The 24103-nt window shown below is 58.9% G+C and carries 20 protein-coding genes; 10 read left to right on the top strand and 10 right to left on the bottom strand.

Going from position 1 to position 24103, the window contains the following annotated elements:
* The first annotated feature begins 6 nt into the window (after positions 1 to 6).
* The gene (locus D9V82_RS02660) at positions 7 to 633 is read left to right on the top strand and encodes an Rv2732c family membrane protein (RefSeq protein WP_121910845.1); all 627 of its coding nucleotides are present in this window, start codon (positions 7 to 9) and stop codon (positions 631 to 633) included.
* Here D9V82_RS02660 and D9V82_RS02655 read toward each other — a convergent pair.
* Positions 630 to 1730 (bottom strand): GNAT family N-acetyltransferase, encoded by a 1101-nt coding sequence (locus D9V82_RS02655; RefSeq protein WP_121910844.1) that lies wholly within the window; start codon positions 1728 to 1730, stop codon positions 630 to 632. The two genes, D9V82_RS02660 and D9V82_RS02655, sit on opposite strands and share 4 nt — an antisense overlap.
* The gene (locus tag D9V82_RS02650) at positions 1730 to 3034 is read right to left on the bottom strand and encodes a DUF349 domain-containing protein (protein WP_121910843.1); all 1305 of its coding nucleotides are present in this window, start codon (positions 3032 to 3034) and stop codon (positions 1730 to 1732) included. Before D9V82_RS02650 ends, D9V82_RS02655 begins: the two co-directional genes overlap by 1 nt.
* A gap of 135 nt (positions 3035 to 3169) precedes the next feature.
* Here D9V82_RS02650 and D9V82_RS02645 point away from each other — a divergent pair, with 135 nt between their 5' ends.
* From D9V82_RS02645 to dapF, 3 genes are read left to right on the top strand one after another with little or no spacing between them, the layout of a single operon-like run.
* Complete coding sequence (locus tag D9V82_RS02645; protein WP_121910842.1) at positions 3170 to 3790, top strand: hypothetical protein; 621 nt, start codon at positions 3170 to 3172, stop codon at positions 3788 to 3790.
* The gene (gene miaA, locus D9V82_RS02640) at positions 3772 to 4668 is read left to right on the top strand and encodes a tRNA (adenosine(37)-N6)-dimethylallyltransferase MiaA (protein ID WP_121910841.1); all 897 of its coding nucleotides are present in this window, start codon (positions 3772 to 3774) and stop codon (positions 4666 to 4668) included. Before D9V82_RS02645 ends, miaA begins: the two co-directional genes overlap by 19 nt.
* Before the next feature lie 21 nt (positions 4669 to 4689).
* Complete coding sequence (gene dapF, locus D9V82_RS02635; RefSeq protein WP_121910840.1) at positions 4690 to 5535, top strand: diaminopimelate epimerase; 846 nt, start codon at positions 4690 to 4692, stop codon at positions 5533 to 5535.
* Between the two features lie 6 nt (positions 5536 to 5541).
* On the opposite strand, the gene D9V82_RS02630 is transcribed toward dapF, so the two are convergent.
* Together D9V82_RS02630 and D9V82_RS02625 are read right to left on the bottom strand one after the other, a co-directional pair.
* Entirely contained in the window at positions 5542 to 6090 is a 549-nt protein-coding gene (locus D9V82_RS02630) for a hypothetical protein (RefSeq protein WP_121910839.1), read from the bottom strand.
* An 11-nt stretch (positions 6091 to 6101) separates the two neighbouring features.
* Positions 6102 to 6911: a hypothetical protein gene (locus tag D9V82_RS02625; RefSeq protein WP_121910838.1), complete on the bottom strand. Its 810-nt coding sequence runs from the start codon at positions 6909 to 6911 to the stop codon at positions 6102 to 6104.
* Positions 6912 to 6986: 75 nt separating this feature from the next.
* Between D9V82_RS02625 and hflX the strand changes: the two genes are divergently transcribed.
* The 3 genes from hflX (at position 6987) to D9V82_RS02610 (ending at position 10951) form a co-directional block, all read left to right on the top strand.
* Positions 6987 to 8495 (top strand): GTPase HflX, encoded by a 1509-nt coding sequence (gene hflX, locus D9V82_RS02620; protein WP_121910837.1) that lies wholly within the window; start codon positions 6987 to 6989, stop codon positions 8493 to 8495.
* Between the two features lie 32 nt (positions 8496 to 8527).
* Positions 8528 to 9808 (top strand): uracil-xanthine permease family protein, encoded by a 1281-nt coding sequence (locus tag D9V82_RS02615; protein WP_121910836.1) that lies wholly within the window; start codon positions 8528 to 8530, stop codon positions 9806 to 9808.
* Between the two features lie 126 nt (positions 9809 to 9934).
* A complete protein-coding gene (locus tag D9V82_RS02610) occupies positions 9935 to 10951 on the top strand; it encodes an HNH endonuclease signature motif containing protein (protein ID WP_167449714.1) in 1017 nt (338 codons plus the stop codon).
* Between the two features lie 312 nt (positions 10952 to 11263).
* On the opposite strand, the gene D9V82_RS02605 is transcribed toward D9V82_RS02610, so the two are convergent.
* Genes D9V82_RS02605 through D9V82_RS02595 form a run of 3 tightly spaced genes read right to left on the bottom strand, consistent with a single transcriptional unit; the run spans position 11264 to position 14672 of the window.
* A complete protein-coding gene (locus tag D9V82_RS02605) occupies positions 11264 to 11533 on the bottom strand; it encodes an HPr family phosphocarrier protein (protein ID WP_121910835.1) in 270 nt (89 codons plus the stop codon).
* A gap of 55 nt (positions 11534 to 11588) precedes the next feature.
* Positions 11589 to 13691, bottom strand: a complete 2103-nt coding sequence (locus D9V82_RS02600; RefSeq protein WP_121910834.1) for a PTS fructose transporter subunit IIABC — start codon at positions 13689 to 13691, stop codon at positions 11589 to 11591.
* Between the two features lie 18 nt (positions 13692 to 13709).
* Positions 13710 to 14672 carry a 1-phosphofructokinase family hexose kinase gene (locus D9V82_RS02595; RefSeq protein ID WP_121910833.1) on the bottom strand — a complete coding sequence of 321 codons (963 nt, stop codon included), beginning with the start codon at positions 14670 to 14672 and terminating at the stop codon, positions 13710 to 13712.
* Positions 14673 to 14882: 210 nt separating this feature from the next.
* Here D9V82_RS02595 and ptsP point away from each other — a divergent pair, with 210 nt between their 5' ends.
* Positions 14883 to 16571, top strand: a complete 1689-nt coding sequence (gene ptsP, locus D9V82_RS02590; protein ID WP_121910832.1) for a phosphoenolpyruvate--protein phosphotransferase — start codon at positions 14883 to 14885, stop codon at positions 16569 to 16571.
* A gap of 79 nt (positions 16572 to 16650) precedes the next feature.
* Here ptsP and D9V82_RS02585 read toward each other — a convergent pair whose 3' ends face one another.
* Together D9V82_RS02585 and lexA are read right to left on the bottom strand one after the other, a co-directional pair.
* Positions 16651 to 17433 (bottom strand): DeoR/GlpR family DNA-binding transcription regulator, encoded by a 783-nt coding sequence (locus tag D9V82_RS02585; protein ID WP_121910831.1) that lies wholly within the window; start codon positions 17431 to 17433, stop codon positions 16651 to 16653.
* A gap of 486 nt (positions 17434 to 17919) precedes the next feature.
* The gene (gene lexA / locus D9V82_RS02580; RefSeq protein WP_121910830.1) at positions 17920 to 18630 is read right to left on the bottom strand and encodes a transcriptional repressor LexA; all 711 of its coding nucleotides are present in this window, start codon (positions 18628 to 18630) and stop codon (positions 17920 to 17922) included.
* Positions 18631 to 18879: 249 nt separating this feature from the next.
* Here lexA and D9V82_RS02575 point away from each other — a divergent pair, with 249 nt between their 5' ends.
* Entirely contained in the window at positions 18880 to 19284 is a 405-nt protein-coding gene (locus tag D9V82_RS02575) for a hypothetical protein (protein ID WP_121910829.1), read from the top strand.
* Positions 19285 to 19492: 208 nt separating this feature from the next.
* Complete coding sequence (gene nrdR / locus D9V82_RS02570; protein ID WP_121910828.1) at positions 19493 to 19951, top strand: transcriptional regulator NrdR; 459 nt, start codon at positions 19493 to 19495, stop codon at positions 19949 to 19951.
* 216 nt (positions 19952 to 20167) lie between these two features.
* Here the strand turns inward: nrdR and hrpA are convergent, their stop codons facing one another.
* Positions 20168 to 24070 (bottom strand): ATP-dependent RNA helicase HrpA, encoded by a 3903-nt coding sequence (gene hrpA, locus D9V82_RS02565; protein ID WP_121910827.1) that lies wholly within the window; start codon positions 24068 to 24070, stop codon positions 20168 to 20170.
* Positions 24071 to 24103: the final 33 nt, after the last annotated feature.

Genomic DNA, 24103 nt, shown 5'->3' with positions numbered 1-24103 from the left:
GGTGCCATGACAGAGCGAAATACCACCGCTGCCGCTCAGGAGGCGGCACAAGCGGAGCGCCGAGCAGCACAGACCATGGATCTGGGGGAGCAGAAGCTGACGCTGTGGATCTCTGTGGCGGCCTATATTGTCTATCTCATCGTTCCTTATGCCGGCTCTGCCCACGGGTGGCAGGTTCTAAGCTTTGGCACCACCGATGATGGGGTGAAGATCTCGCTGATGGAAACCGTCTCCGCATGGCTCGCGCTACTCGGCGTGGGTGTGTTGACGACGGCAACTCTCCTGACCCGCCGGGCGACCTGCGGATTGGTTGCGTGGATGATGGTGACGGTGTCCCTGGTCGTCAACCTATGGGGCTTTTGGTACCGCGGCTCTACCGCGGACGCCCCGGCCATTGGTATGTGGGTGGGCATGCTTGCCACCTTCCTGGCTTTTTGGGGCTTTAGCCGTGTCGCGCTGCGCCGCACCCCGGAGCAACGCGCGGCTGCGGAAAAGGCCCGCGCCTCGGCTGGCCAGTTGGATAAGGTGGGCAAAATCCAGTCCGATATTGCTTCCCCGCTGCCGCAGGAGATGCTTGTTGATGACCGCCGCAAAAAGGCCGCCGAGCGTCACCGCCACCAGCAACAGGGCTAAAGACGCAGCTCCCAGGCGGAGGACTGGGAGATTTCCCGCGCCCCGAGCCGCGCATATAGCGCGTTCATAGCGGCAGCACTGGCGGCGACGGAACAATAGCATCGGCGCACCTGTGGCCACGCGCGGTTGACCTCATGCAGGGCGGTAAGTTTTGCCAGTTGTGCCAGGCCTTGCCGGCGGTGGTCGCGGTCGGTGACGGTAAGGGTCCATTCGCAGACCTCCGGATCCGCAGCCTCGTGGCGCGCCAGTTCCGTGAGCGCCACGATGTCGTCGGCCTCATCAATGAGCGCCACGAGCAGCGTATGCCCGCGCCGCGACTGCAGGCGTTGGTGCGCCTCCTCCAATCGCTGCCGGGACCACACGATGGGCTCTGTGGATAGAGTGCCGGTATCGGCATCCGCGGAGGCAACGGTTAAAAGGCGCATGACATCGTCGATATGTTCTCCCGGAATGGCATAGTCCTGCCAAACTGCGGCCGAAAGGCCGGGCGGAAAAAAGGCGGCGACGGGCTGTTCTGGAATATCGATGGCTAGTTGCCGCTCACTATGACGCTGCGTAAAGCCTAGGGATTGGTAGACCTCCGCCATTGGATCATATTCCGGTGCCGTATCTGGCGGGTGAAGTAGGCCTACATGGGCTATGGTGCGCCCCAACTGTTGGGTAATTTTTAAAGCTGCGTTTCCCATCCAGGTAGCCACTTTCAGCCCCTTGGCATCAAGATGTTCACCGGGTAGCGGCAGATCGCACAGGACGCATTCTATTTCCGCGGTATTGCGCTCTTCTAAGAGCGGCAGGCTGATGTGTATAAAACCTACATAGTCCAGCTCAGGACTCGGGGCAGTGGCAGAAATTTGTGGCAGACCAAGCTCGGATACAGGCCCGAGAGTCGACGGCCCATCGACCACAGTCAAAAGGTAGGTCTGCGATTCGCTCGACCCCTGCAGGCGGTGCACCACGCGGCTGGCAGAGGTCGAGGCCGCAGCGTCCCCGCTGGCCTCCTGCGCCGCCAGGTTTGCCCAGAAGACAAAAGAGCGAATGCAATCGGCCGGTTCAGCGTCGGCTATCTGGGTCGGGCGCGCAACCTGTACGAGGTGCACTATTTATCTTTGACGGCATTGGCAGCGGCGTCGGCGAACTTCTGCCACTGCTCCGCTTGCGCGCGCAGCTCCGCGGCTTTCTTTTCCTTACCCTTAGCCTCCGCGGCTGCAGACTGGGCCTTAAAATCTTCCACCTTAGCTTGGAATTGCGCCACGCGAGCTTGCGCTGCAGGGTCGGTACGCCGCCATGCGGATTCCTCCGCTAAGGTAACGCGCTTTTCTAGCTCTTCAATCTTGGCCTCGTACTTGCGCACCTGGTTCCGGGGAACAAATCCGATGTCCTCCCACTTTTCCTGCAGTTCGCGCAGCTTAGCCTTGGCCTTGTCCATGCTCTGGGACGGGTCGATTAGGCCGTCATATTCCGCCAGCAGTGCGTCCTTTGCCTTAGCGTTTTCGGCGAACTCGCGATCTCGCTCGTCGTTGACGGCATTGCGCGCATCGAAGAAGCGATCTTGGGCTGCGCGAAACTTTGCCCACAGCTGGTCATCGACCTCGCGCGGTGCGCGACCGGCGGCTTTCCATTCCGTCATCAAATCGCGGAAGGCGCGGGCTGTGGGGCCCCAATCGGTGGAATCCTGGATGGCCTCGGCACGTGCGACGAGCTCTTCTTTCTTTTTTCGCGCCGCCGCGCGAGCGCGATCGAGCTCCGCAAAGTGTGAACCCCGCCGCCTATTAAAGGAATCGCGGGCACGAGAGTAGCGCTTCCACAGCGCATCATCGGTCTTCTTATCGATGCCCTTAATCTGCTTCCATTCTTCTAAAATGGCACGAATACGGTCCCCGCCGACCTTCCACTCTGTGGAATTTTCAGCAATCTCTTCCGCCTCGGCGGCAAGTTTTTCCTTTGCCGCAATCGCATCCTGTCGGCGCTTTTCTTTATCTGCTTGTGCCTGCTCTCCGGCCACAATGGAGTGATCAATGACCGATTCCAAGCGGCGATCCAGTGCCGCGATATCGCCAATGACCGCAGCGGTAGGTAGGGTCGCGCGCAATTCGGCGGCGGTCTGCTTAATTCCTGCGGCCTCGCCAGGATTGGCGCGCAGGCGGGCTTCCAAGAGTTCGATCTCGGTAGCTAAGTCGTCATAGCGGGCACCAAAGTGCTCAAGGCCCTCTTGTACAGAGCCTGCCTGCCATTCCCCAATCTTGCGCTCGCCCTCGGGAGCGGAAACGAACACGCTACCATCGTCATCGATGCGCCCCCACGTGGCAGGATCGTTCTTGCCCGGTGATTGCACGGGCATGGGCTGGGCTGCGGGACGGGGGCCCTTCTTGGGCATGGAACCTGGGGTAGGGGTGGGAGACATGGAAAGCCCTCCTAGAGATATATCGCCGCGCGTCACGGCTGCCGGATGAGATCACTAGTTACTTTACCGGGAAAAACGCTGTGTGCCTAGAATCTACTTAAATACCTCCTGTTAGGTAGATAGTATGGAGGAATAATGTTAAATCTCATGGTTATTCCCGCCTCACCGGCGTTGGCAGTCGAGTTAGCACCCAACGATGCCGCCTCGCGGGCACTGCTGTCGGCAGCCCGCACGCTGGCGGTCGACGCCGCTGCCGCCGGCATTGACCAGGCAGAAATTATCGGATCTCGCTCGCCACGCTGGCACACTCGCCATACCGGAAGTTTGCGCGCCTGGGGAGCCCACCAGGTACACGTGGGCGCCGGAGAGTACTTGCCAGAAATCATGGCCCACTACGTCCTATCCGCGGTCGCCCAGATAACGGTCCGCGATAGCCGTGATTGTCTGGGCACACTAGACCCTAAGGTCTTGAGCATCGTAGTCCTAGACGGCTCCGCAGGTCTTACCGAGAGGGCACCGCTGGCTCTTGTCCCCGGCGCGCAGGAGGCACATCGGTGGTGCGAGGAGGTGTTGAGGGGGGCATCGGCAAGCGGCGATGCTGAGTGGCTTTCGCAACGCGGTGTGGAAGAGCCCGAGCTTTGGCTGGAGCTTGCTGGCTACTCGCCTAAACGTGCACAGGTGCGGGCAGTGGATGCGACCCTTGGAGTAGGCCGCTACGTGGCAGGTTGGGAGGTCAAGTGCGCCCCATCGCAGTAGTCGGCCCCACAGCCTCCGGAAAATCCGCACTCGGAGTGGCTCTAGCCCATGAATTCAATGGAGAAGTGGTCAATGTTGATTCCATGCAGCTATACCGTGGCATGGATATTGGGACCGCGAAGCTTTCTCCCGCGGAGCGCGACGGCATACCTCACCACCAGCTCGACGTTTGGGACGTGACGGATACTGCTTCCGTGGCGCGTTATCAGCAGGCCGCCCTGCGCGATATTGAGGACATTATGTCCCGCGGCAAAACCCCCATCCTCGTCGGCGGATCGATGCTCTATGCTCAGGCATTGGTGGATGATTGGCAATTCCCTCCCACGGATCCGCAGGTGCGGGCCAAATACGAGGCCCGCCGCGCAGACATTGGAACGGATGCACTGCATGCCGAGCTGGCGGGCGTCGATCCTGCTGCTGCCGCCATCATCGAGGACAAAGATCCTCGCCGCACTGTCCGGGCGCTCGAGGTTATTGAGCTGACCGGAAAACCCTTTAAGGCCAGCCAACCGCCGAAGAATGGCCCGACTCGGTGGGGGACGAAGTTGCTGGGGCTGCGCACCGACAGTGAGTGGTTGAATCCGCGCATCGAAAAGCGCACGCACCTTATGTTCGAGAAAGGGCTCATCGCAGAAGTGGAACATCTACAGGACAAGGGGCTTGTGACCGATTCCACTGCAGGCCGTGCAATTGGCTATGCGCAGGTGCTGCAGGCCCAACGCGGCGAGTTGACGTGGGACGAAGCTGTAGAGCGCACGATTACTGGAACCCGCCGGTACGTGCGCCGCCAGCGTTCCTGGTTTAACCGCGATAAGCGCATTACCTGGCTTGATGCTGCGGGCGATACCACCGCGCAGGCCCTGCGCGCGCTGCGGTAATACAGCGCTAGGGTAGGAGGTATGAAATTTGCCAAAGGCCATGGAACTGAAAATGACTTCGTTATCGTAGAGGATTTTGACGCCAGCACGCCGCTGTCACCGGAACGCGTAGCGGCGCTGTGTGATCGGCGGGCGGGCATCGGCGGCGACGGCCTGCTGCGCGTGGTCCGCGCCGGCGCGCTAGTGGAAGTAGGCGAGCTCGCGGCATTGCCGGACGGGGTGGATTGTGCCGATTGGTTCATGGATTACCGCAATGCCGATGGGTCCGTGGCGGAAATGTGTGGCAACGGCACCCGGGTTTTTGCCCATTGGTTGCGCTCGCATGACCTGGTCAGTGAAGACACCTTCGCCATTGGCACCCGGGCGGGCACTAAGCAGGTAAAGGTGCATTCCTGCGATGCTAATGCCGCTAGCGTCACCGTCGAAATGGGGCCTGCGCGCGTGGTTGGGGTGTCCACCGCGTCCGTGGGGGGTGAGTCTTACGCCGGCCTCGGGGTGGATATGGGCAATCCGCACCTTGCGGCGGTCATTCCTGGCCTGGAACCAGAAGAATTGGCCGCCAAGGAATTAACGGCGCCGGTCTACGATGAGTCCTTCTTCCCGGCTGGGGTTAACTTCGAACTGGTGACCCCGCTGCGGGAAGGGCATGTGCACATGCGCGTCTTCGAGCGCGGGGTGGGGGAGACGCGGTCGTGTGGCACGGGCACGGTTGCGGCAGCTACCGCCGCGCTTGCCGATGCCGCCCAAGCCCTCGGCACCGTCCACGTCCATGTTCCCGGTGGCGAAGTCACCGTCGAGGTCTATGACGATGGCACGCGCTTGACGGGTCCGTCCGCCATCGTCGCTACGGGCGAAACGAGCCTGTAAAAGGCCCTAGTTTTCATCGTCTACATGCTTTGAGCGGTAATCTGGGCCGAGCCGGAAGGCCGCGCGGCGGGCTGCCAGCCACGATTCTTTCAGCTCGCACGCGCGCTCATCGGTGACGCGGAGGAGAGTTTCTAAATCTTGCGTGCGCATGCCGTGGGCGTGGATTCGGAAGTTGAGGCGGCGGAGGAAGCGGCGCGCCCCAGCTAATTCATAGTGAAACGCGTCGATGGCGGGGTGGGAGCAGTCGAGGTCTAAGAGTGCTGGCCGATACAGCGTGCGGTCTGCTAGCGGCTCCGCCTCCGTGGAGGTTTCGAATTCCTCGAATTCGGTGATGACATCCTGAATATCGTCCGCTGAGAGGGAAATGGAGCTGCGCAGGGCCTGTCTTTCTGCGCTATCGGGGCGCGTGCACAGCATGAACCACCCCGCGCCGACCAGCATGGTGGCGATGATGAGGCCGGGCAGCTTCAGCGTGACAACCATTGCGATCGTGCACAGGATGAGGAGGAACGAGACAAGTGTCCTCTGGTTTCGCGGATCGCTAAAGAAAGGCATGGTTTAAAAACCTAGTGCCCGCCGCAGCCACAACCGCCGGAACCACAACCGCATCCGCCACCCCCGCAACCGCCGGACGGCATATCAATGGAGGCAGTGAGCAAAGCCGTACCGGAGATCACCGTATCCTTGGCTAGCAGATCGCCACGGTCGGCGGGCAAGCAAAGATCGAAGGGGAACAGTCCGTCCATGACGAGGTGCGCAAATTTTTTGCCGCTAAGGTCATTGGTGCGCCAATCAGCCTCCATCACGCGGGCAGCAAAGGTGGCCGCAGGTGTGGGGGCCTGTGCGCCGGAGCCGGAGGCTATGATGTGGGCGCCTGCGGATTCAAAGAGAGCTGGGTACTTGCCGGTTTCGGCCTCGAAAGCAGACGGGGACTCGTAGACGTTGATATCAAGGCCCATTGCGGTAAGCGATACCTGCTGCCAATCCTGTCGCGGTTCTTCTGCCAGTAACGGTCCCTGCGCGAGGTTCGCCGTGACCTGGGCCAGCGGCGTACCAAACGGATCGATGATATCCATGATTGCTAGTACATCGTTAAACATCTCTACGTGAGCAAAACCCTGCGTTACCGCATCAAAACCGATAAAGGTGGCGTAAGGCTCCACCGCCAAGATATTAATCTGCGCCCCCGATGGGTCGCTGTATTGAATGAGCTGGCCACCCCTGACCTCACCGGTAACAGCAAGGCGGTCCGTAGCGATGGCTGCCTCGACCGCGTCCTGCCAGCGCCCGAAATCCAGGCCTATGGCCTGCATTTCGGTATTGTTCTTCTGTGTAGTAGTAGTTGGCCTAGACTGCGTCGTTTCCATGGGCGTCATTGTATCGCTTCGTCCAACAAGCCCGGAAACCATGATTCCCGTTTTGCGGCCTAACGTGCCAAAATGAAAAGCAATATGAACAAATTTTCCCCGCAGAATTCTGATGGCTCCGCGAGCAAGGATAAACTTCTCGCCCAAGCTTTCCGCGATCCCGCGGACACTCCGCAGGAAACGACGCCGACCAGCGGCGATCTAGATTTGGCTGAGCGCAACGCCTTCCGCCGTGTTACTCGCGCAACCTCAATTCGCGCCGAGGACACCACCGATGGCTACGAGGTGGAATACCGAAAACTGCGCCTCGAGCGGGTTATCCTTGTAGGCGTGTGGACCGAAGGCACCGTAGCGGAGGTCGAGGCCACGATGGATGAGTTGGCCGCTTTGACGGAAACCGCCGGCGCTGAGGTAGTAGAAATGATCTACCAAAAGCGCGATAAACCCGACCCGGGAACCTTCATCGGCTCCGGCAAGGTCAAAGAGCTCCACGACATCGTCGAGGCCACTGGGGCCGATACTGTCGTATGCGATGGTGAGCTCAACCCCGGCCAGCTTACGGCGCTCGAGCGCGCACTGAATACCAAGGTCATTGACCGCACCATGCTCATCTTGGACATCTTTGCTCAGCACGCGAAGTCCAAGGAAGGAAAGGCCCAGGTCTCGCTGGCGCAGCTCGAGTACCTCTATACCCACACCCGCGGTTGGGGTGGCAACCTCTCGCGCCAGGCCGGTGGCCGTGCTGGTTCCAATGGCGGCGTGGGCCTGCGTGGTCCGGGTGAAACCAAGATCGAGACCGACCGCCGACGCATCCGCACCGAGATGGCGCGCCTGCGCAAGGAATTGCGTGGGATGAAAACCGCCCGCGAGGTCAAGCGCTCCAGGCGCCAGGCTTCCACGATCTCCCAGATCGCCATCGCTGGCTACACCAACGCCGGCAAATCCTCGCTCATTAACGCCATGACGAACGCTGGCGTCCTTGTGGAAGACGCACTATTTGCCACCTTGGATCCCACCACCCGGCGCGCCTTGCTTGCCGATGGCCGCCAGGTCGTCTTCACCGACACCGTCGGCTTCGTCCGTCACCTGCCTACCCAACTGGTGGAGGCATTCAAGTCCACCTTGGAAGAGGTGATGGCTGCTGATCTTATGCTGCACGTCGTGGACGGCTCAGACCCATTCCCACTCAAGCAAATCGAGGCGGTCAATAAGGTCATCTACGATATCGTGAGCGAGGTTGAGCAACAGGCTCCGCCGGAGATCATCGTGATTAATAAGATTGACCAGGCCGATCCGCTGGTGCTCGCGGAGCTGCGGCACGTCCTGGATCACGAGGACGTCGTCTACGTGTCGGCGCGCACGGGCGAGGGTATCGACGAGCTGAGCGCGCGCGTGGAGCTCTTCCTCAATTCCCGCGATAGCCACGTTAAACTGCAGGTTCCTTTCACCCGCGGCGATGTCGTCTCCCGCGTGCACGCCGAAGGCACCGTGCGCAGCGAAGAATACACCGCAAACGGCACGCTTGTTGATGTCCACCTGCCCGCCACCACCGCCCGCGAGCTCGCCGAATTCATCGTGGACGACGATTCCTAAAATACGTGCCCCATGGCCCATAATGGTGCTTCGTGAGTATATTAGGTTGGACCGTCCACGGCGACGGTAAGAAGATTGCCCCGGGCGCCGTCGTCGCGCCAGAGGAACGACTGAGTTGGGGCCGGACCATTGGCGTCGGCATGCAGCATGTGGTGGCGATGTTCGGTGCGACGCTATTGGTTCCCACCCTTACCGGATTTCCGGTCAATACTACGTTGCTATTTTCCGGCATCGGCACCATACTGTTCCTCTTGATTACGCGCAATCGCCTGCCGTCCTATCTCGGCTCGTCGTTTGCCTTCATTGCCCCACTGACCGCCTCCCAGCAACACGGCATCGCGGCTCAGGCCGGTTCTATTCTGGTAACCGGTGCGGTGCTGGTGGCGGTGGGAATCGTGGTTAAGGCTGCCGGACGGCGGGTGCTCGATGCCGTGATGCCACCGGCGGTCACCGGCGCCATTGTCGCGCTCATCGGGTTGAACTTGGCGCCGAATGCGGCCGAAAATTTCGAGACCCAGCCCTTGGTTGCTGGGATTACGCTGTTGGTTATCCTCTTTGCTACGGTCGCTGGGCGCGGGATGGTCGCGCGCCTGTCTATCCTTATCGGTGTGGTCGTCGGCTGGATTTTCGCCGCGGTGACCGGCAATGTGGATGAACATGCCAACGCCGCCATCGATGCCGCCCCGTGGGTAGGGCTGCCCGAGTTTCACGCTCCAGAGTTCCATTTTTCGGCCATTGCCGTGGCCTTGCCGGTTCTCGTGGTACTGATTGCCGAAAACGTCGGACACGTCAAGGCCGTCTCCGAGATGACCAACCGCGATATGGATGACCTCGCCGGCGATGCGCTGATTGCTGATGGCCTCGCTTCTTCCCTCGCCGGAGGATTTGGCGGTTCCGGTACCACGACCTATGCAGAGAATATCGGCGTCATGGCCGCCACGCGCGTCTATTCCACGGCCGCGTATTGGGTCGCTGCCCTGACCGCTATCCTGCTGGCGTTCGTCCCTAAATTCGGTGCATTAATTTTTACCATTCCCACCGGCGTGCTCGGTGGGGCCACTCTCGTGCTTTACGGCCTTATTGGCATGTTGGGCGTGCGCATCTGGATGGAAAATAAGGTCAACTTCAATAACCCGGTAAACCTTACGGCGGCCGCAGTGGCCTTGATCGCGGGCATTGGGAACCTGACCCTGACCGTTGGTGGGGTGAGCTTGGAGGGTATCGCCTGGGGCTCTGTCGGCATCATTATTGCTTATCCCATCATGCGACGGCTATACGAAAGCGTGGGCGAAGGCCAAGGCGCTAAGTACTAAAATCTGTGGATAACCTTGTTGACTGCGCCGCGAAATCGGGCGGTGAGGACAAGAGGTTCCGTGTAATTCACAAGCTTCGATGCGATCAGTCGCAGCTGCATGCGTTTCTGCGCTGTAGTAGGCGGCATGAATGCACTAGACCGTTATTTATCCGCGCTGGGCTCAGGGATGGACATTATTGCCGCGGCCCAGGGCTTAAGCGAGCGCGATATCGTACAACGCGGCGCCAGCGACGTGGCCGCGCGCGAGCTGGTGCACCTGTGTGATGTCTATTTTGGGCGCTGTGTCTTTAGCGCCAAGCAACGCGCGGCCCGCTCGACAACGCACCCGTTAGACGTACTGGCACTGATCGAAAAATCCGCAGTACGCGCTTCCACTCAGCGCGATGCCTGGGCCCTACGCTCCGAGCTATGTAAGTTTCGTGGCAGCGCCACGGCCTTGCGCAGGCGGGCGTGCGCTTTATTGCGGGAGCTAAAACCGCCTCGAAGTCCAAAGAAAGGAGTGCGTATCACCCGCCGGCCCCGCGGACCGTGGTCGTTGACCATCACCGGGGAATCCTCCGATGTCGCCGATATGCACGCTGCTCTTGATAGCAAGCACCCACTGGAATCAGTCAAATCCATCTTCTTTGGTGGGAAGTCTGGAGCGCGCACGACCGCTACTACTCAGGTGGTCATTACCTTGGATGAGCTCGACCGCATCGTTGATGGCGATGGCGAGGAAATAATTCTCCAGCTTACTAACGGCTCGCGAATCAGCGGCGCTGACCTCGTGACCCGGGCCCTAACTACACACGGGTACATCACGCTGGTGCATCCTGTGGAGGGTCCGGTTAATTTGTACCGCACGTCTCGGTTTGCCAACGCGAAGCAGCGATTGATGGCAGCAGCCGTAAACCCTGTGTGCCCTTGGGAAAAATGCAATTACCCTGCGGATGAGTGCCAGATCCACCACCTAGAAAGCTGGCAGCACGGTGGCAATACCAATGCTTCTAATCTCGCTACGTGTTGTCCTTACCATAACGGCATCAATGATGATGACCCGCAAGCGCCGCCGCGGCGGGGGCGCTTGGCCCGAATACAAGGAAAGGTTCGTTGGCTTCCTCCGTGGGCCACTACCCCTGGGGAGCCAAAACGGAAATGACAGGCCGTCATCTTGAGTGTCCGACCCCACGGGGATCCGTACCACCATGTCCACATGAACGCCACCAACACGATCACCGCCTGCAGGATTCGCACCATCATGATCAGCGCCCACAAGCATCTGCCCCGCTAAGAGGATCCGTAAGCAAAGGGCCATGAAAACTGATGGCCGCCGGCCGCAATTAAGCGCAGCACTGACGAGTTGAACCAGCTCACAGGGCAGCGGAGAACTACTGGTGGATCGAAAAAGCTCCCCGCCGCCAAGGCGAGGAGCGTACTAGGCGTGCTCTGACGCGAGTGATGAGCAGCAGTTTTAGGAAGCGTCGAGGTCCTGCTCGATGAGGCTGGCAATCTTTTCAACGGCTTCTTCGTTATCAGAGGTGACGGTTACCTCGTCGCCCTGCTCGGCACCGAGGGCCATAACCATCAGAGAAGAAGCGGCGTCCGTTTCGTCACCATCATCTTCGCCCACGAGGTTTAGGAAGATATCCTCGTCGAATTCACCGGCGGCGTCAGCAATGATGGAGGCAGGACGTGCGTGCAGTCCTACGGAAGAGCCAACCTTTACAGTCTTGGAAGCCATGGAAATTATCCTTTCTGTAGTTAATTTATCGTGTTCTAGTGTACGAGCGTTTAGTTTATGCCGCCACGTTTTGGGAAGGGGATTTGGATTTTCTAGCGTCCCTGTCGGCAGCTTGTTGGATGGTCTCATTGGGCCAAAATTGCTTCATGGCCAAGACCGACGCAGTAGATACTGCCACCCCGGCAAGGATTGCAACCAGATAGGCCCAGAACGGGTCGATGGCGAAGGCGACGAAGATACCACCGTGCGGGGCGCGCGACTCGACCGACAGTGCCATGGACACAGCACCCGTCACGGCGCCGCCGACCATCATGGAAGGGATTACGCGGAACGGATCGGCTGCGGCGAAGGGGATGGCTCCTTCGGAGACGAAGGACAGGCCGAGCAACCAGGCTGACTTACCGTTTTCCCGCTCGGCAGGGGTAAACAGCGACTTGCGGATGAAGGTGGCCAGGGACAGCGCGATGGGCGGAACCATGCCGGCGGCCATAACAGCGGCCATGATTTGCATGGAGGCTGCGTCGCAAGTGGACAAGCCGGCGGTGGCAAAGAGGTAAGCGGCCTTGTTGACCGGGCCGCCCAAGTCTACGCACATCATCAGGCCCAAGATGATGCCGAGCACTACGGCAGAAGACCCAGACATGGAAGACAGCCAATCTTGTAGGCCTTCCATCAGCGCGGCAAGAGGGGCTCCCAGCAGCAGGTACATTAATAGGCCAACGACCAGGGCGGTCAGCAACGGAATGATGACTACCGGCATTAGAGAGCCGAGCCAGCGCGGGACTTTCCAATTTCCGATCCACAGGGCGATAAAGCCCGCCAATAAACCGGTGACGAGGCCACCTATAAAGCCCGCGTCTAGCGTCACGGCGATGGCACCGCCGACAAAGCCTGGTGCAATACCCGGGCGTCCGGCCAGAGCGTAGGCGATATAGCCCGAGAGTGCGGCAACGATAAAGCCCATTGCGGCCTGGCCGATGGCAAAGAGTACCGCGCCTATATACAGCGAGTAGCCGGAGTTTTCGAACGACATCGTCTCGCCGTCGACGGTAATGTCATGGCCTGGCAGGTTGGATAGGGAGTAATTGGTAGAAAGTGTTTGCCAGCCATTGGCCATATCGGCACCGCCGAAGAGGAATCCGAGGGCAAGCAATAGGCCACCGGCGGCGACGAACGGCACCATGTAGGACACGCCAGTCATGACCGCCTGCTGGATGCGTTTGCCCCATCCCAACGACGAGCCTTCTTCCTCAGTAGAGGAAGAAGAAGCCGTGCCAGAAACCTTGCGGGCGTTCGGGTTTTTTGCTGCGGCAATGGCCTCATCGAGCATCGTGCCTGGCTCGTTGATGGCGCGCTTTACGCCGGATTCGATGACGGGTTTGCCTGCGAAGCGCTCGCGGTCGCGTACGCCGACGTCCGTGGCAAAGATGACGGCATCGGCGGCATCAATGGTCGACTGGGAGACTGATTCATTATTGGACGAGCCCTGGGTTTCGACAGTGAGATCGACGTCGTCGCGCTCGCCGGCGGTTTGGATCAGGGCATCGGCAGCCATGTAGGTGTGCGCGATGCCGGTGGGGCAGGCCGTGATGGCAACGAGGCGAGTGGCCTGTGCCGGGGAGGACGCACCAGCGCTTTCCGATGCCCCCGCTGACGCGCCGCCTGCAGCGCCAGCGCTTTCCTGTTGCGTCTTCCTCGGCTTTTCAGCGTTGACGACGGTGAGGATTTCCTTGACGACCTCTTCCTTTGTCGAGGTGGTGCGAAGAGCTTCTAAAAACTCCTTGCGCACAAGGGCACGGGCGAGTTTGGAAAGAATCTGCAGGTGGGCCTTGCCACCTTCGGCGGGTGCGGCGATGAGAAAGACCAACTGCGCATCGCCGTCCGGGCCGGAAAAATCCACGCCCCGCGAAAGGCGGGCGAACGCCAGCGTGGGCTCGGTGACGGTCTCGGAGCGGCAATGGGGGATAGCTACGCCCCCCGGTACACCAGTACCGGCCTTGGCTTCGCGCTCGATAGCGGACTGGGCGAGGTCACTGACCTCGGTTGCACGCCCAGTATCGTGCACCAAAGTGGCGAGGTTGGTGATTACTTTATCGACGCTGTCGCCGAAGTCGGCGTCAAGTGCTACTAATTCGGTGGTAATGAGATCGGATGCCATGATCTAAGGCTCCTTAAGCTAGAGGGCTGAGATAGAGGTGTGGGCGGTATCGAGTTCTGCGGGGTGGGGGAATTGGGTGCCGGGCTTTGCGGCCGCAGCGGTGCCATAAGCCACCGAGAGCGCGAGGGATTCCGCCGACCCTTGTCCCTGCATGCATCCCAGCAGGTATCCGGCCAATGCGGCATCACCTGCGCCCACCGTGGATTTCACCGTGGCGGGAGGCGGTGTGGCAGCCCATGCGCCGTCTGCGGTTACCAACACGGCGCCGGAGCCGCCGAGGGTGACAAGTACTTCCGCAATGCCGCGCCCCACGACATCCCGCGCAGCCCTAACGACCGCGCTATAATCCCCGGTCGCAGCAGCACGCTCGAGGGCGAGCCCGTCCTGGTTGGTCAGCTGCCCCAGTTCGAAACCGTTGGGCTTGATGAGATCCGGGGCAGCGGAATCGAGCTGCTCAGCAATGGCCTGCATCGGGGCATCGGAGGTATCGACGGCGATGCGCGCCTGCGGGGCGACATTCCGAATTTCCTTAATGAGATCGGTGTACCAGCCTGCGGGAACGCCCTGGGGCAGCGATCCGGCGAGGACCACCCAATCGGCCGATAGGGCGTGGTGGGTAAGGGAAGTGATGAGGTGGTTCTGGGGGACATCAGAAAGCAGCGGACCAGGGCCGTTTACCTTGGTGGTTGTGCCATCTGGTTCGGTGATGGTGGTATTAACGCGGACGCCGCCGTCCATGTCCACGTGGGCGTAAGGGAGGTCGACGTCGTGGATGAGGTTCATGAACGGATCGGTCTCACGCGCCGGAAAAAGCGCTAGCGATTCTTTCCCAGCGAGATGAACCGCGTGGGCGACGTTGACCCCTTTACCGCCGGCAACCTGGGTGACGCTGACGGCGCGGTGGACATCGCCCGACGCTAAAGGGTGACTGAGCGCTAGAGTGGCGTCAATGCTGGGGTTCGGGGTGAGCGTGAGGATCATCGAGAGCCTATCCTTTTAGCGAAGTGAGTATATTGGGGGCCACGTGCAGTCGGTCCGGTTGGAACTCGCCCATAAGCCCACCCTTTATGTTTATTCTTGCCCGATTGTGTTGGAAAGTCAATAGAAACCGTGTGGCATCCATTGCATTTCTGTAGGAATTGTGATGATCTAGAAACTAAATAAGCCGCTATCTTCGAAGGAATTATCACCATGGAAAATACGCTTCAGTCCACTGTTAAAGGAACCGGCGTTGTCGCTGGAGTCGCCTATGCAGAAGCCGTATGGGTCCGCCCCCGCCCGGACCTGCCTACTGAAGGAAGTATTGACCAAGGGGCCAGCAGTGAAGCCGAGTATGATCGCTTCCTCGAGGCAGTCGATGTAGTCGCCAGCCGCTTGGAAAACCGTGCCGCAGCTGCCGAAGGGCAAGCCTCTGAAGTTTTGACGGCGACGGCCGGCATGGTCAAGGATCGCGGATGGCATAAGGCCGTGCGCAAGAACATTCGCTCCGGTAAGAACGCTGAGTTTGCCACGGTGGGCGCTACGGACAAGTTCGTCACCTTGTTTGAGGCAGCCGGCGGCGTTATGGCTGAGCGCACCACCGATCTCAAGGACGTGCGCGACCGCGTCATCGCCCAGCTGCGCGGGGAGCAGGAGCCAGGGTTGCCCATGGTGGAAGGCCAAGCAGTGCTTTTTGCCGATGACCTAGCACCCGCCGATACCGCCACCCTGGATACCGCGCACATTCGTGCGCTTGTCACCCAGCTAGGCGGGCCAACCAGCCACACGGCGATCATCGCTCGCCAGCTTGATATTCCATGCATCGTTGCTGCGGGAAATAAGCTGCGGGAGATTGAAAGCGGCACGCTTGTATTCGTTGACGGTGCCCTAGGAACCGTGACCCTGGGCGCGGACGAGGAAGAATCCACCAAGGCGGTTGAAGAATACCGCCAACGCGCTGCCCGTGTTGCCGAATGGACTGGGCCGGCGCAAACCAAAGACGGCCACCGCGTGCAGCTGTTGGCCAACGTGGCCGATGGCAACGCCGCTCGCATCGCTTCTGACTCACAAGCAGAAGGCATTGGCCTCTACCGAACGGAGTTGTCGTTCCTTTCTGCGAGTGAGGAACCTTCCGTTGACGAGCAGGCGAAGATCTACAGCAAGGTCTTTAATGCTTACCCCGATTCCAAGGTCGTGGTGCGCACCCTGGATGCGGGGTCCGATAAACCAATTTCTTACGCGACGCTGTCCTCTGAGGAGAATCCAGCGTTGGGCGTTCGCGGTTTGCGCATCGCCCGCGATAATGAGTCCCTGTTGACACGCCAGTTGGATGCTATCGCACAGGCTGCCGAATCCCGCGGGAAGGATGCCGACACTTGGGTGATGGCACCGATGGTGGCGACGTCGAAGGAGGCCCAGTGGTTTGCGAAGCTGTGCCGGGAGCGGGGCCTTACCGCAGGCGCAATGATTGAGGTACCCGCAGCCGCGCTGATGGCGGATAAGATCATGCCGCACTTGGACTTCGTATCCATCGGTACCAACGATCTGACCCAGTACACGATGGCCGCTGACCGCTTATCGTCCCAGCTTGCTTACCTCACCGATCCGTGGCAGCCGGCCGTGCTTCGTCTCATCCAGCACACGTGCATTGCTGGCCACGAACACAATATCCCGGTAGGCGTGTGCGGTGAAGCCGCCGCTGATCCTCTATTGGCTTGCGTATTGACCGGCCTCGGCGTCAATTCCTTGTCGGCCGCGTCGACCGCAATCGCCGGTGTTGGTGCGCAATTGGCCGAGCTGACCTTTGATCAGTGCCAGCGGCTTGCCGATGCCGCCCTCAATTCCGAAGGACCTTCCGCCGCCCGTGCCGCAGCGATGGAGCAGATGGAAAAATTCAACTAACGGCTTAAAGTTTCGCCCTTCCTGCCTCGGCTAAAGATGATGCTGTTTTAGGAAGGGCGCAGTTGTGCGCGGCTTAGAACTATTCGCTGGCCAGCACAACGTCAATCTCGCGCTCGCGGAGAGCGTCGACGACGGATTCCGGTGCGCCGGAATCGGTAATGACGACGTCGATATCGGCAATAGAGGCGAAGCTTACTAAGTAGTCGTTGCCCAATTTGCTGGAATCGCACATGACGACGACCTTGTGGGCGTTTGTGACGAATGCGGACTTGATGGCGGCTTCTTGGGAATCGGCCGTCGACAAGCCGTGATCGAGGGTGAGGGCATTGGTGCCGATGAACGCGACATCGGCACGCATGAGCGCCATAGTGCGCAAGGCAGTATCACCGACGACGGCTTGGGTGATCGCGCGTACGGTCCCGCCGAGGAGCTGCACATCGGGAACGCCGCTATTAGCGAGGGACAGTGCAATGGGCAGACTATTAGAGACGATATTAAACTGCGTCTGAGGATACTGCTGGCTGATGAGCTCAGCAAAGGTATTGATGGTGGTGCCGGCATCTAAAAAGATGCTGCCGCCCCCAGGAGGAAGAAAATCGAGCGCGGCTTGGGCAATGGCAGCCTTGGCCCCTGATGCGGAACGCTGGCGGATATCGAGTGTTAGTTCCGCGGTCTGAAAAGCTTGCGAAGCAACGGCGCCGCCGTGAACGCGGTGGATAACGCCCTCTCTATCCAGTACGGCTAAATCGCGGCGGATGGTTTCAGCTGTCACCTCGAAACGCTCTGATAGGTCGGTGACGTTGACGCGACCCTCGACGGCAGTTTGGGACGCAATCTGGCGGCGTCGCTCCTCGGCGTACACAGGCCCTCCTAGCTTCTCGCCTTCGGCCGGGCGGTTACTCCATCTGCGAATAAAGGCGCACGGTGAAAGCTATGTGATGTGGGATTCCTCTTTCCATTGTGTCAAAATTCGGCGGTAATCGGACGTAAATAAAAGTTCGGTTTTGTGATGTTTTCCGGTTCGCGGTAAAAGTCCCAGGTCAGTTGGCTATATGTCTCTTAGATAAAAGCCAACCGTATTTATACCTAACTTACGGATCCGTTATTTCGGGGGTGCTTTCGCAATACAACGACCGAATTCAAGTTGGTTTTATGGGTTGCGGTCGTATGTTAGGACAGGCCCGGAACTCAGTAAAACTATAAAGCCCCGTGCGCCGAGCAGGTGAGCGGGCAGCGGCGTGCGTGAGGCAGAGCCCGGGTGAAAAGAAAACGGCTGCAGAATACAGTCAGCGGTGACTGCCGCAGCCGCACATTGGCGTACGGGGTGTTCAAATGTGCTTGCCGTAACCTAGAGTTTACGGAAGACTGATACTACCTTGCCCATAATCTCTGCATCGTCGCCGTTGATGGGTGGATAGGCGTCATTGTGTGGAAGGAGCCATACGCCCGAGGAGTCGCGGTGGAATTCCTTGACGGTGGCCTCCGAGCCATCAAGAAGTGCCGCGACAAATTCTCCTTCCTCAGCTACCGATTGCGATCGAATGATGACCCAATCGCCGTTGAGGATGCCGGCATCCTGCATTGAATCCCCCACGACCTGCAGCATATAAAGTTCGCCTCCGCCGACAACCTCGCCCGGCATGGGGAAATACCTGTCGATATTCTCTTCCGCCGTGATAGGCGCTCCGGCGGCGATGCGCCCAACGACGGGAATATAAGCTACGGCTGCAGACTCTTCACTGCCATGCACAGAAGTATCGGGCCCTTCCTTAGACTTGCGGCCCGGCTTCTTTTCGGCATCGTTAGTATTGAGGTGGCGTACGTCGACAGCGCGCGGCTTATTGGGATCGCGGCGCAAAAAGCCCTTTTCTTCCAACTGTTTGAGCTGATAGGCCACGGACGAGGTGGACTGCAGGCCTGCGGCGTCGCCAATTTCGCGAATGCTGGGCGGGTAACCGCGGAGCATCACTGCATCGCTAATGACGTTAAGGATGCGGCGTTGCCTTTCGGAAAGGGAGGCGTAATCGTTTTTTGCAGTGCTTGCTTTCTTGCGGCCCATGTGTGGCTCCTACCTAGGGGTCTGAGGTTCTGCGTTCGTAGCGGGAAAGGGTGGGTGGCATCTGCATGCCTTAAACCATTTGTAGCACGAAAAGTACAGGCGTTCGAGGCAGACGCGGAAAATTGGACAGATTTTCGAAGGTGTGTTATATATCGAACATAATAACTAGATCGAACACAGGGGCGATAGTATGTTCCTGTCATGTCGAAGGGTCGCTTTAGGCTTACGCTGGTCGTCGAAAGGAAAGCAATGTTTCAACTACTTAACTCTCGTAATAACATGGTTAAACAGGACTCGGTACGCCCGCAGATTGTACCTTCAGCCGCCATTTGGGATGTTGATGACCAGAATGGGGTTAAGCAGTATTCCGCCTATGAGAAGAGGGGAATTAGGACCTTAGAATCCGGCTATCGAACAAACTTCAAAGAGTATTCGAATGTGGAGACTAATTTTGAGCTTATGCCTGATGAAGCGAAGAAAATGATAAGACAGGAGGACTTACATAGTTCACGTAGCAATTACTTCCTTGGTGGTGTTTTCGGCGCCGCGGTATTTGTGGGCACGATCGCTGGTGGATTGATGGACACGGACGCTGAGGTACCGACCGGACCTGGCGGTTCGATACAGCAAGTAGAGGCAGCAATCGTGCAGTAGTGTCGTCTTGCGCTAAATCTGGGTTCGGTGGAGACTCCGAGCTCGATGCTGTGTCTGTCACCGCCTTATGCTCCCAGGCATCAATCAAGCCCGTTTGCCCAACGGGGTGGGTATAAGAAGGGTGGGGTCTGCAGTATTGGCGTCAGGTTTTCTGCTCAGCCACGGTAGGTAAACTAAGCCGAGGAGCTAAATTAGCGAAAGGACTAGTGTGTACTGCCCGTTTTGCCATAATCAACAATCCCGCGTTATAGACTCGCGCGTGGTTGATGCAGGCGCATCCATACGGCGTCGCCGCGAGTGTGCTTCCTGTAAGGGCCGCTTTACCACGGTAGAAAAGGCCGTACTTTTGGTCGTCAAAAGAAACGGCCTCGCAGAACCATTTAGCAGGGATAAGCTCATTCGGGGTGTCAGGCGCGCCTGCCAGGGCCGTGATGTTAGTGATGATGCTCTTAAGAAGTTGGCGCAAGAGGTAGAGGAAACCGTCCGGGGGCATGGGTCTTCCCAGGTTAACGCCAATGAAATTGGGCTAGCGATCCTTGAGCCACTGCGTGACCTGGACGAGGTCGCATATCTGCGCTTTGCCTCGGTGTATAAATCCTTCGAAAGCGCGGATGACTTTGAATCCGAGATTCGTTTAATGCGTCGGCGCGATCGCAGCGGTCTTTAAGCTGCGGGATTTGAGCGCGGTTTCCAAGCCGTCTCGCTCCCGAGTTAGCAGAATTTCGGACCAGTTTTAATTGGAATTTTAGACGTATGATTTCCTTGGGTTGCCCAATTTCCGCGCCGTCGAAGGCCGAGAGAACAGATTTCTTATCTGCGGCTCGCTGGCCCGTGGGGAAAGTGGAAGTCCCCGCCGGTGGCGGGAATCCCGGTACTGCGCTGTTCAGCGCAGCTTATCCACTGCTTTTTGGATGCGTCGCAGGGATACTGCGTGCGCCGTGCCGAGGCGTTGGGCAAATAGGGAGACCCGCAATTCCTCGATCATCCAGTGAATTTCTTTGACCCCGCGCGTTTTCTCGCGGCCCGCGGGGAGGTTGCGCAGGCGGTTTGCTAGATAGGCCTTGGCATTATCGATTTCGGCTTGGCGGTCTGCATCGCGGTCTGCGTCGAGCGACAGGTTTTCCAGGCGGATGCGCATTGCCTGGATATAGCGGGGAAGGTGCCGCAGGTGCGCGGATCCGTGAACCGTGACGGCATTAGGTGGAAGAAGGAATGCAAGTTGTTTTTCCATATCGTCGATGGCAGGCCCGTCCCAATGAGAAATCTCGGCGCGGAGGCTGGAGTACTCAGCCAAGCCGGGTGCGATAGAGACAATTGATTGGCGTACGCGGCCGGGGACCTGTGGTTTCACGGAATCCTTAAGTTCAGTAAAAGCCGCTGGGGAGCGTACTGGGCCGCCAGCTTCGAGCATGAGGTCACGGATTGCCGCGACGCGTGCGTCATTGACCAGACCATCGGCACCGCCATGGGGATATCTATCAACAGCGACGCGCTGCCGCAAAGGCAAGCCCTTTACCATGTGCGCGGTCGAGACGGGAATTTCGCGCATCAAAAGCGTGAGGGTGGTGGTGACCATGGCGGCATCGGCAGCCGCCCTGGTTGGGTGCACCTTAAGCTCAACGCCGGCTTTGGTGGCCACCAGCGCTGGGTAGGCGGTCACTTCGTGTCCGTCGACGGTGGTGGTAACGGTCTCGTCAACGATGCCGAGGGTATCATCGGTCCATTCGCTGACTGCGGTGGATTCAGCGGTGCGGCCTGCCTGGGATACGGACGAGGTAATGTGGCCTGCCTGGCGCTCGCGCAGGGCGGTAAGGTCCCTATCGGAATCGATGATGGTGCCACGCTTGTCGATGGCCGCGTAGTTCATCCGCAAATGATCCGGCAACTTTTCTGGTTGGAAGTCAGACGCATTGATGCCATGGCCGCCGAGTTCGCGCAAGACTTCGGCAAGCTGTTGAGTGAGAGCTCCTTCGAAGGGAATGAGGTATTCCATCGCACGTTCGGCAAATTCCGGGGCAGGGACGACGGTGCGCCGCAGGGCCTTGGGAAGGGAGCGAATAAGCTCGTTGACGAGCTCGAATCGCAGCCCGGGAACAAGCCAATCGAACCCTTCGGTATCGAGTCCGGCAAGCATGGGAACTGGAACCATAACTGTGACGCCGTCGAGGGGATCACCGGGTTCGAATTTATAGCTCAGATCGTAATTGATGGATCCCTTGCGCCAATGATTTGGGAAAGAGACTTCGGTGACATCGTGGGAGTCATCGATAAGCGTGGCCGGATCGAAGTTCAGGAGGTCGGGTTCTTGCCGGCGCTTTTTCTTCCACCAGGAATCAAAATGGCGGCCAGTTGTGACCTTGTTCGGAATGCGCTGGTCATAGAAATCAAAAAGTGTCTCCTCATCCACTATGAGCCCGCGGCGGCGAGCCTTTTCTTCATATTCGGCTGCCTCATCAAGGGCCTTGGCGTTTGCTTTGAGGAAATCGTGGTGTGCATTCCACTCGCCAGCGATGAGCGCATTGCGGATGAACATATTCCGCGCAGCGACAGGATCTACGCGGTGATATGGCACGATGCGATCTGCAACGATGGGCACGCCGTAGAGCGTGGACTTTTGGCGCGCGGTGGCGGCCGCACGCTTGCGGGACCACGTGGGATCGGAATAGTTGTGTTTGAGCAGTTCGGCGCCGAGCTTTTCTACCCACGCCGGATCGATGGCAGCAACGTCTCGGGCCCAGAGCCGAGAGGTTTCAACAAGCTCTGCCGCCATGAGGAATTCCGGCGGTTTTCGGGCGAGGGCGGAACCCGGAAAGACGAGGAAGTGGGTATTGCGTGCGCCGTGGAATTCCTTGGAATTGCCGTCGCGGGAACCAATATTAGAAAGCAGGCCGGACAGCAACGCAATGTGAATATCGTCGGACCGGCGCTCGGTGCCTTGTTGGTAGTGCCAACCCAGCTGCTGAGAAACGTCTTTGAGTTGGCGGACCAAGTCGAACCACTCGCGGATGCGCATATAGTGGAGAAACTCTTGTTTCATGCGCTTGCGGAACTTGTTGCCCGATTGCTCAGTGCGGGTCTGTTGGATGTAATCCCACAACTTGAGTATGGACAAAAAGTCCGAGGTCTTGTCCTTAAAGCGCGCGTGAGCTTGATCGGCTTGCGTTTGGTACTCCAGTGGGCGCTCCCGCACGTCTTGGATTGTCATGGCGGCAACGATGACCATCACATCGTGGAGGCAGCCTTTGGTATGGGCCTCGACAAGCATGCGCGCCATGCGAGGATCGAGTGGGATACGGGCCAATGTGCGGCCAGTTTCGGTTAGTGCCGGTTCCTTGTGCTTGTCCTTGAGAGCCCCGAGCTCGTGGAGGAGGGTCAGGCCATCGCGAATCGATTTGAACTCGGGTGGCTGGAGGAAAGGGAATTGCTCGATATCGCCAAGTTTGAGCGAGACCATCTGCAAAATAACGCTGGCCAGGTTCGTGCGGATGATTTCAGGGTCAGTAAATTCCGGCCGGCTATGAAAGTCTTGCTCGCTATAGAGCCGGATGGCGATGCCATCGGCGACGCGGCCGCACCTACCGGAGCGCTGATTGGCAGAGGCCTGGGAAATCGGTTCAATGGGCAGGCGTTGCACCTTGGTTCGCGTGGAATAACGTGAAATACGGGCGGTGCCGGTATCCACTACGTAGCGGATTCCAGGCACGGTCAGTGAGGTTTCGGCGATATTGGTGGCCAAAACGATGCGTCGCCCGCGGTGATCGCTAAAAACGCGGTGCTGTTCCTGGTTAGACAAGCGCCCGAAGAGGGGAGCGACCTCCACGTTTTTCCATTTCTTGGCTTCGATGGCCTCCATGGCATCGCGAATATCGCGCTCGCCTGGGAAGAAACAGAGAATATCGCCGTCGCCTTCTGCCATAAGCTCCGCAATAGCCTCTGTTAAGCCGTCGAGCGGGTCTTGATCCACTAGCTTTCCATCGGCCTCGAATTCCAGGGGGCGGTAACGGATCTCCACCGGGTAAGTACGCCCGGATACCTCGATAATGGGCGCAGGGGTGCCATCCGGTTGAGCGAAGTGCTCGGCAAAACTTTCCGGATCGATCGTCGCGGAGGTGATAATCACCTTGAGATCGGGCCGTTTGGGAAGCAGCCGCTTAAGGTACCCGAGGAGAAAGTCGATATTAAGCGAGCGCTCATGCGCCTCATCGATAATGATGGTGTCATATTGATTGAGTAATCGATCCCGCTGCATTTCTGCGAGCAGGATGCCGTCCGTCATGAGTTTTACGGCGGTGGTTTCAGAGACGCGGTCATCGAAGCGGATGGCGTAGCCTACAGACTCCCCGATATCTTGGTTGAGCTCGGAAGCGATGCGTTCGGCGACGGTGCGCGCGGCAATACGACGTGGCTGTGTATGGCCGATGAGTCCACGGCGGCCCCGGCCGATATCGAGGCAGATTTTGGGGATTTGCGTGGTTTTACCGGAACCGGTCTCGCCGGCAATGATGACGACCTGGTTTTCCTTAATTGCGGCGGCAATATCCTCTACGCGCCTGCTGACTGGCAAGGAATCGGGGTAGGTCAGTTGAGGGATGGCGGTATCGATAAGCGCAAGGCGGTCTGTGGCAGCCTGGATATCCCGGCCGATCTGACGCAGGGCCCTGGGATCACGTGCCTTCGACAGGCGACGGCGTAAGTTGCGGGCCTCGGCGATGGTGACGTTATCTAATGCTGCAAAAAGTTCGTCGCGGCTAGAGACCGGCGACGTAGTGGTTTCATGCTGTGTCATGGCTAATCTATGAGCTTACCCCGGCTACGTGGC

Source organism: Corynebacterium macginleyi, assembly GCF_003688935.1.
In the GTDB taxonomy this organism is placed as follows: Bacteria; Actinomycetota; Actinomycetes; order Mycobacteriales; family Mycobacteriaceae; genus Corynebacterium; species Corynebacterium macginleyi.
The sequence above is the reverse complement of the archived record's forward strand: the minus strand, read 5'-3'. Positions and strand labels throughout refer to the sequence as shown.

Coding starts and splice junctions, on each gene's coding strand:
- lexA (WP_121910830.1), bottom strand. CDS start 18,630: ATGGGCCGCAAGAAAGCAAGCACTGCAAAAAACGATTACGCCTCCCTT.
- D9V82_RS02595 (WP_121910833.1), bottom strand. CDS start 14,672: ATGATCCTCACGCTCACCCCGAACCCCAGCATTGACGCCACTCTAGCG.
- dapF (WP_121910840.1), top strand. CDS start 4,690: ATGAAATTTGCCAAAGGCCATGGAACTGAAAATGACTTCGTTATCGTA.
- D9V82_RS02650 (WP_121910843.1), bottom strand. CDS start 3,034: ATGTCTCCCACCCCTACCCCAGGTTCCATGCCCAAGAAGGGCCCCCGT.
- D9V82_RS02600 (WP_121910834.1), bottom strand. CDS start 13,691: ATGGCATCCGATCTCATTACCACCGAATTAGTAGCACTTGACGCCGAC.
- D9V82_RS02605 (WP_121910835.1), bottom strand. CDS start 11,533: ATGGCTTCCAAGACTGTAAAGGTTGGCTCTTCCGTAGGACTGCACGCA.
- hflX (WP_121910837.1), top strand. CDS start 6,987: ATGAACAAATTTTCCCCGCAGAATTCTGATGGCTCCGCGAGCAAGGAT.
- D9V82_RS02630 (WP_121910839.1), bottom strand. CDS start 6,090: ATGCCTTTCTTTAGCGATCCGCGAAACCAGAGGACACTTGTCTCGTTC.
- D9V82_RS02575 (WP_121910829.1), top strand. CDS start 18,880: ATGTTTCAACTACTTAACTCTCGTAATAACATGGTTAAACAGGACTCG.
- D9V82_RS02610 (WP_167449714.1), top strand. CDS start 9,935: ATGAATGCACTAGACCGTTATTTATCCGCGCTGGGCTCAGGGATGGAC.
- D9V82_RS02625 (WP_121910838.1), bottom strand. CDS start 6,911: ATGACGCCCATGGAAACGACGCAGTCTAGGCCAACTACTACTACACAG.
- D9V82_RS02660 (WP_121910845.1), top strand. CDS start 7: ATGACAGAGCGAAATACCACCGCTGCCGCTCAGGAGGCGGCACAAGCG.
- ptsP (WP_121910832.1), top strand. CDS start 14,883: ATGGAAAATACGCTTCAGTCCACTGTTAAAGGAACCGGCGTTGTCGCT.
- hrpA (WP_121910827.1), bottom strand. CDS start 24,070: ATGACACAGCATGAAACCACTACGTCGCCGGTCTCTAGCCGCGACGAA.
- D9V82_RS02645 (WP_121910842.1), top strand. CDS start 3,170: ATGTTAAATCTCATGGTTATTCCCGCCTCACCGGCGTTGGCAGTCGAG.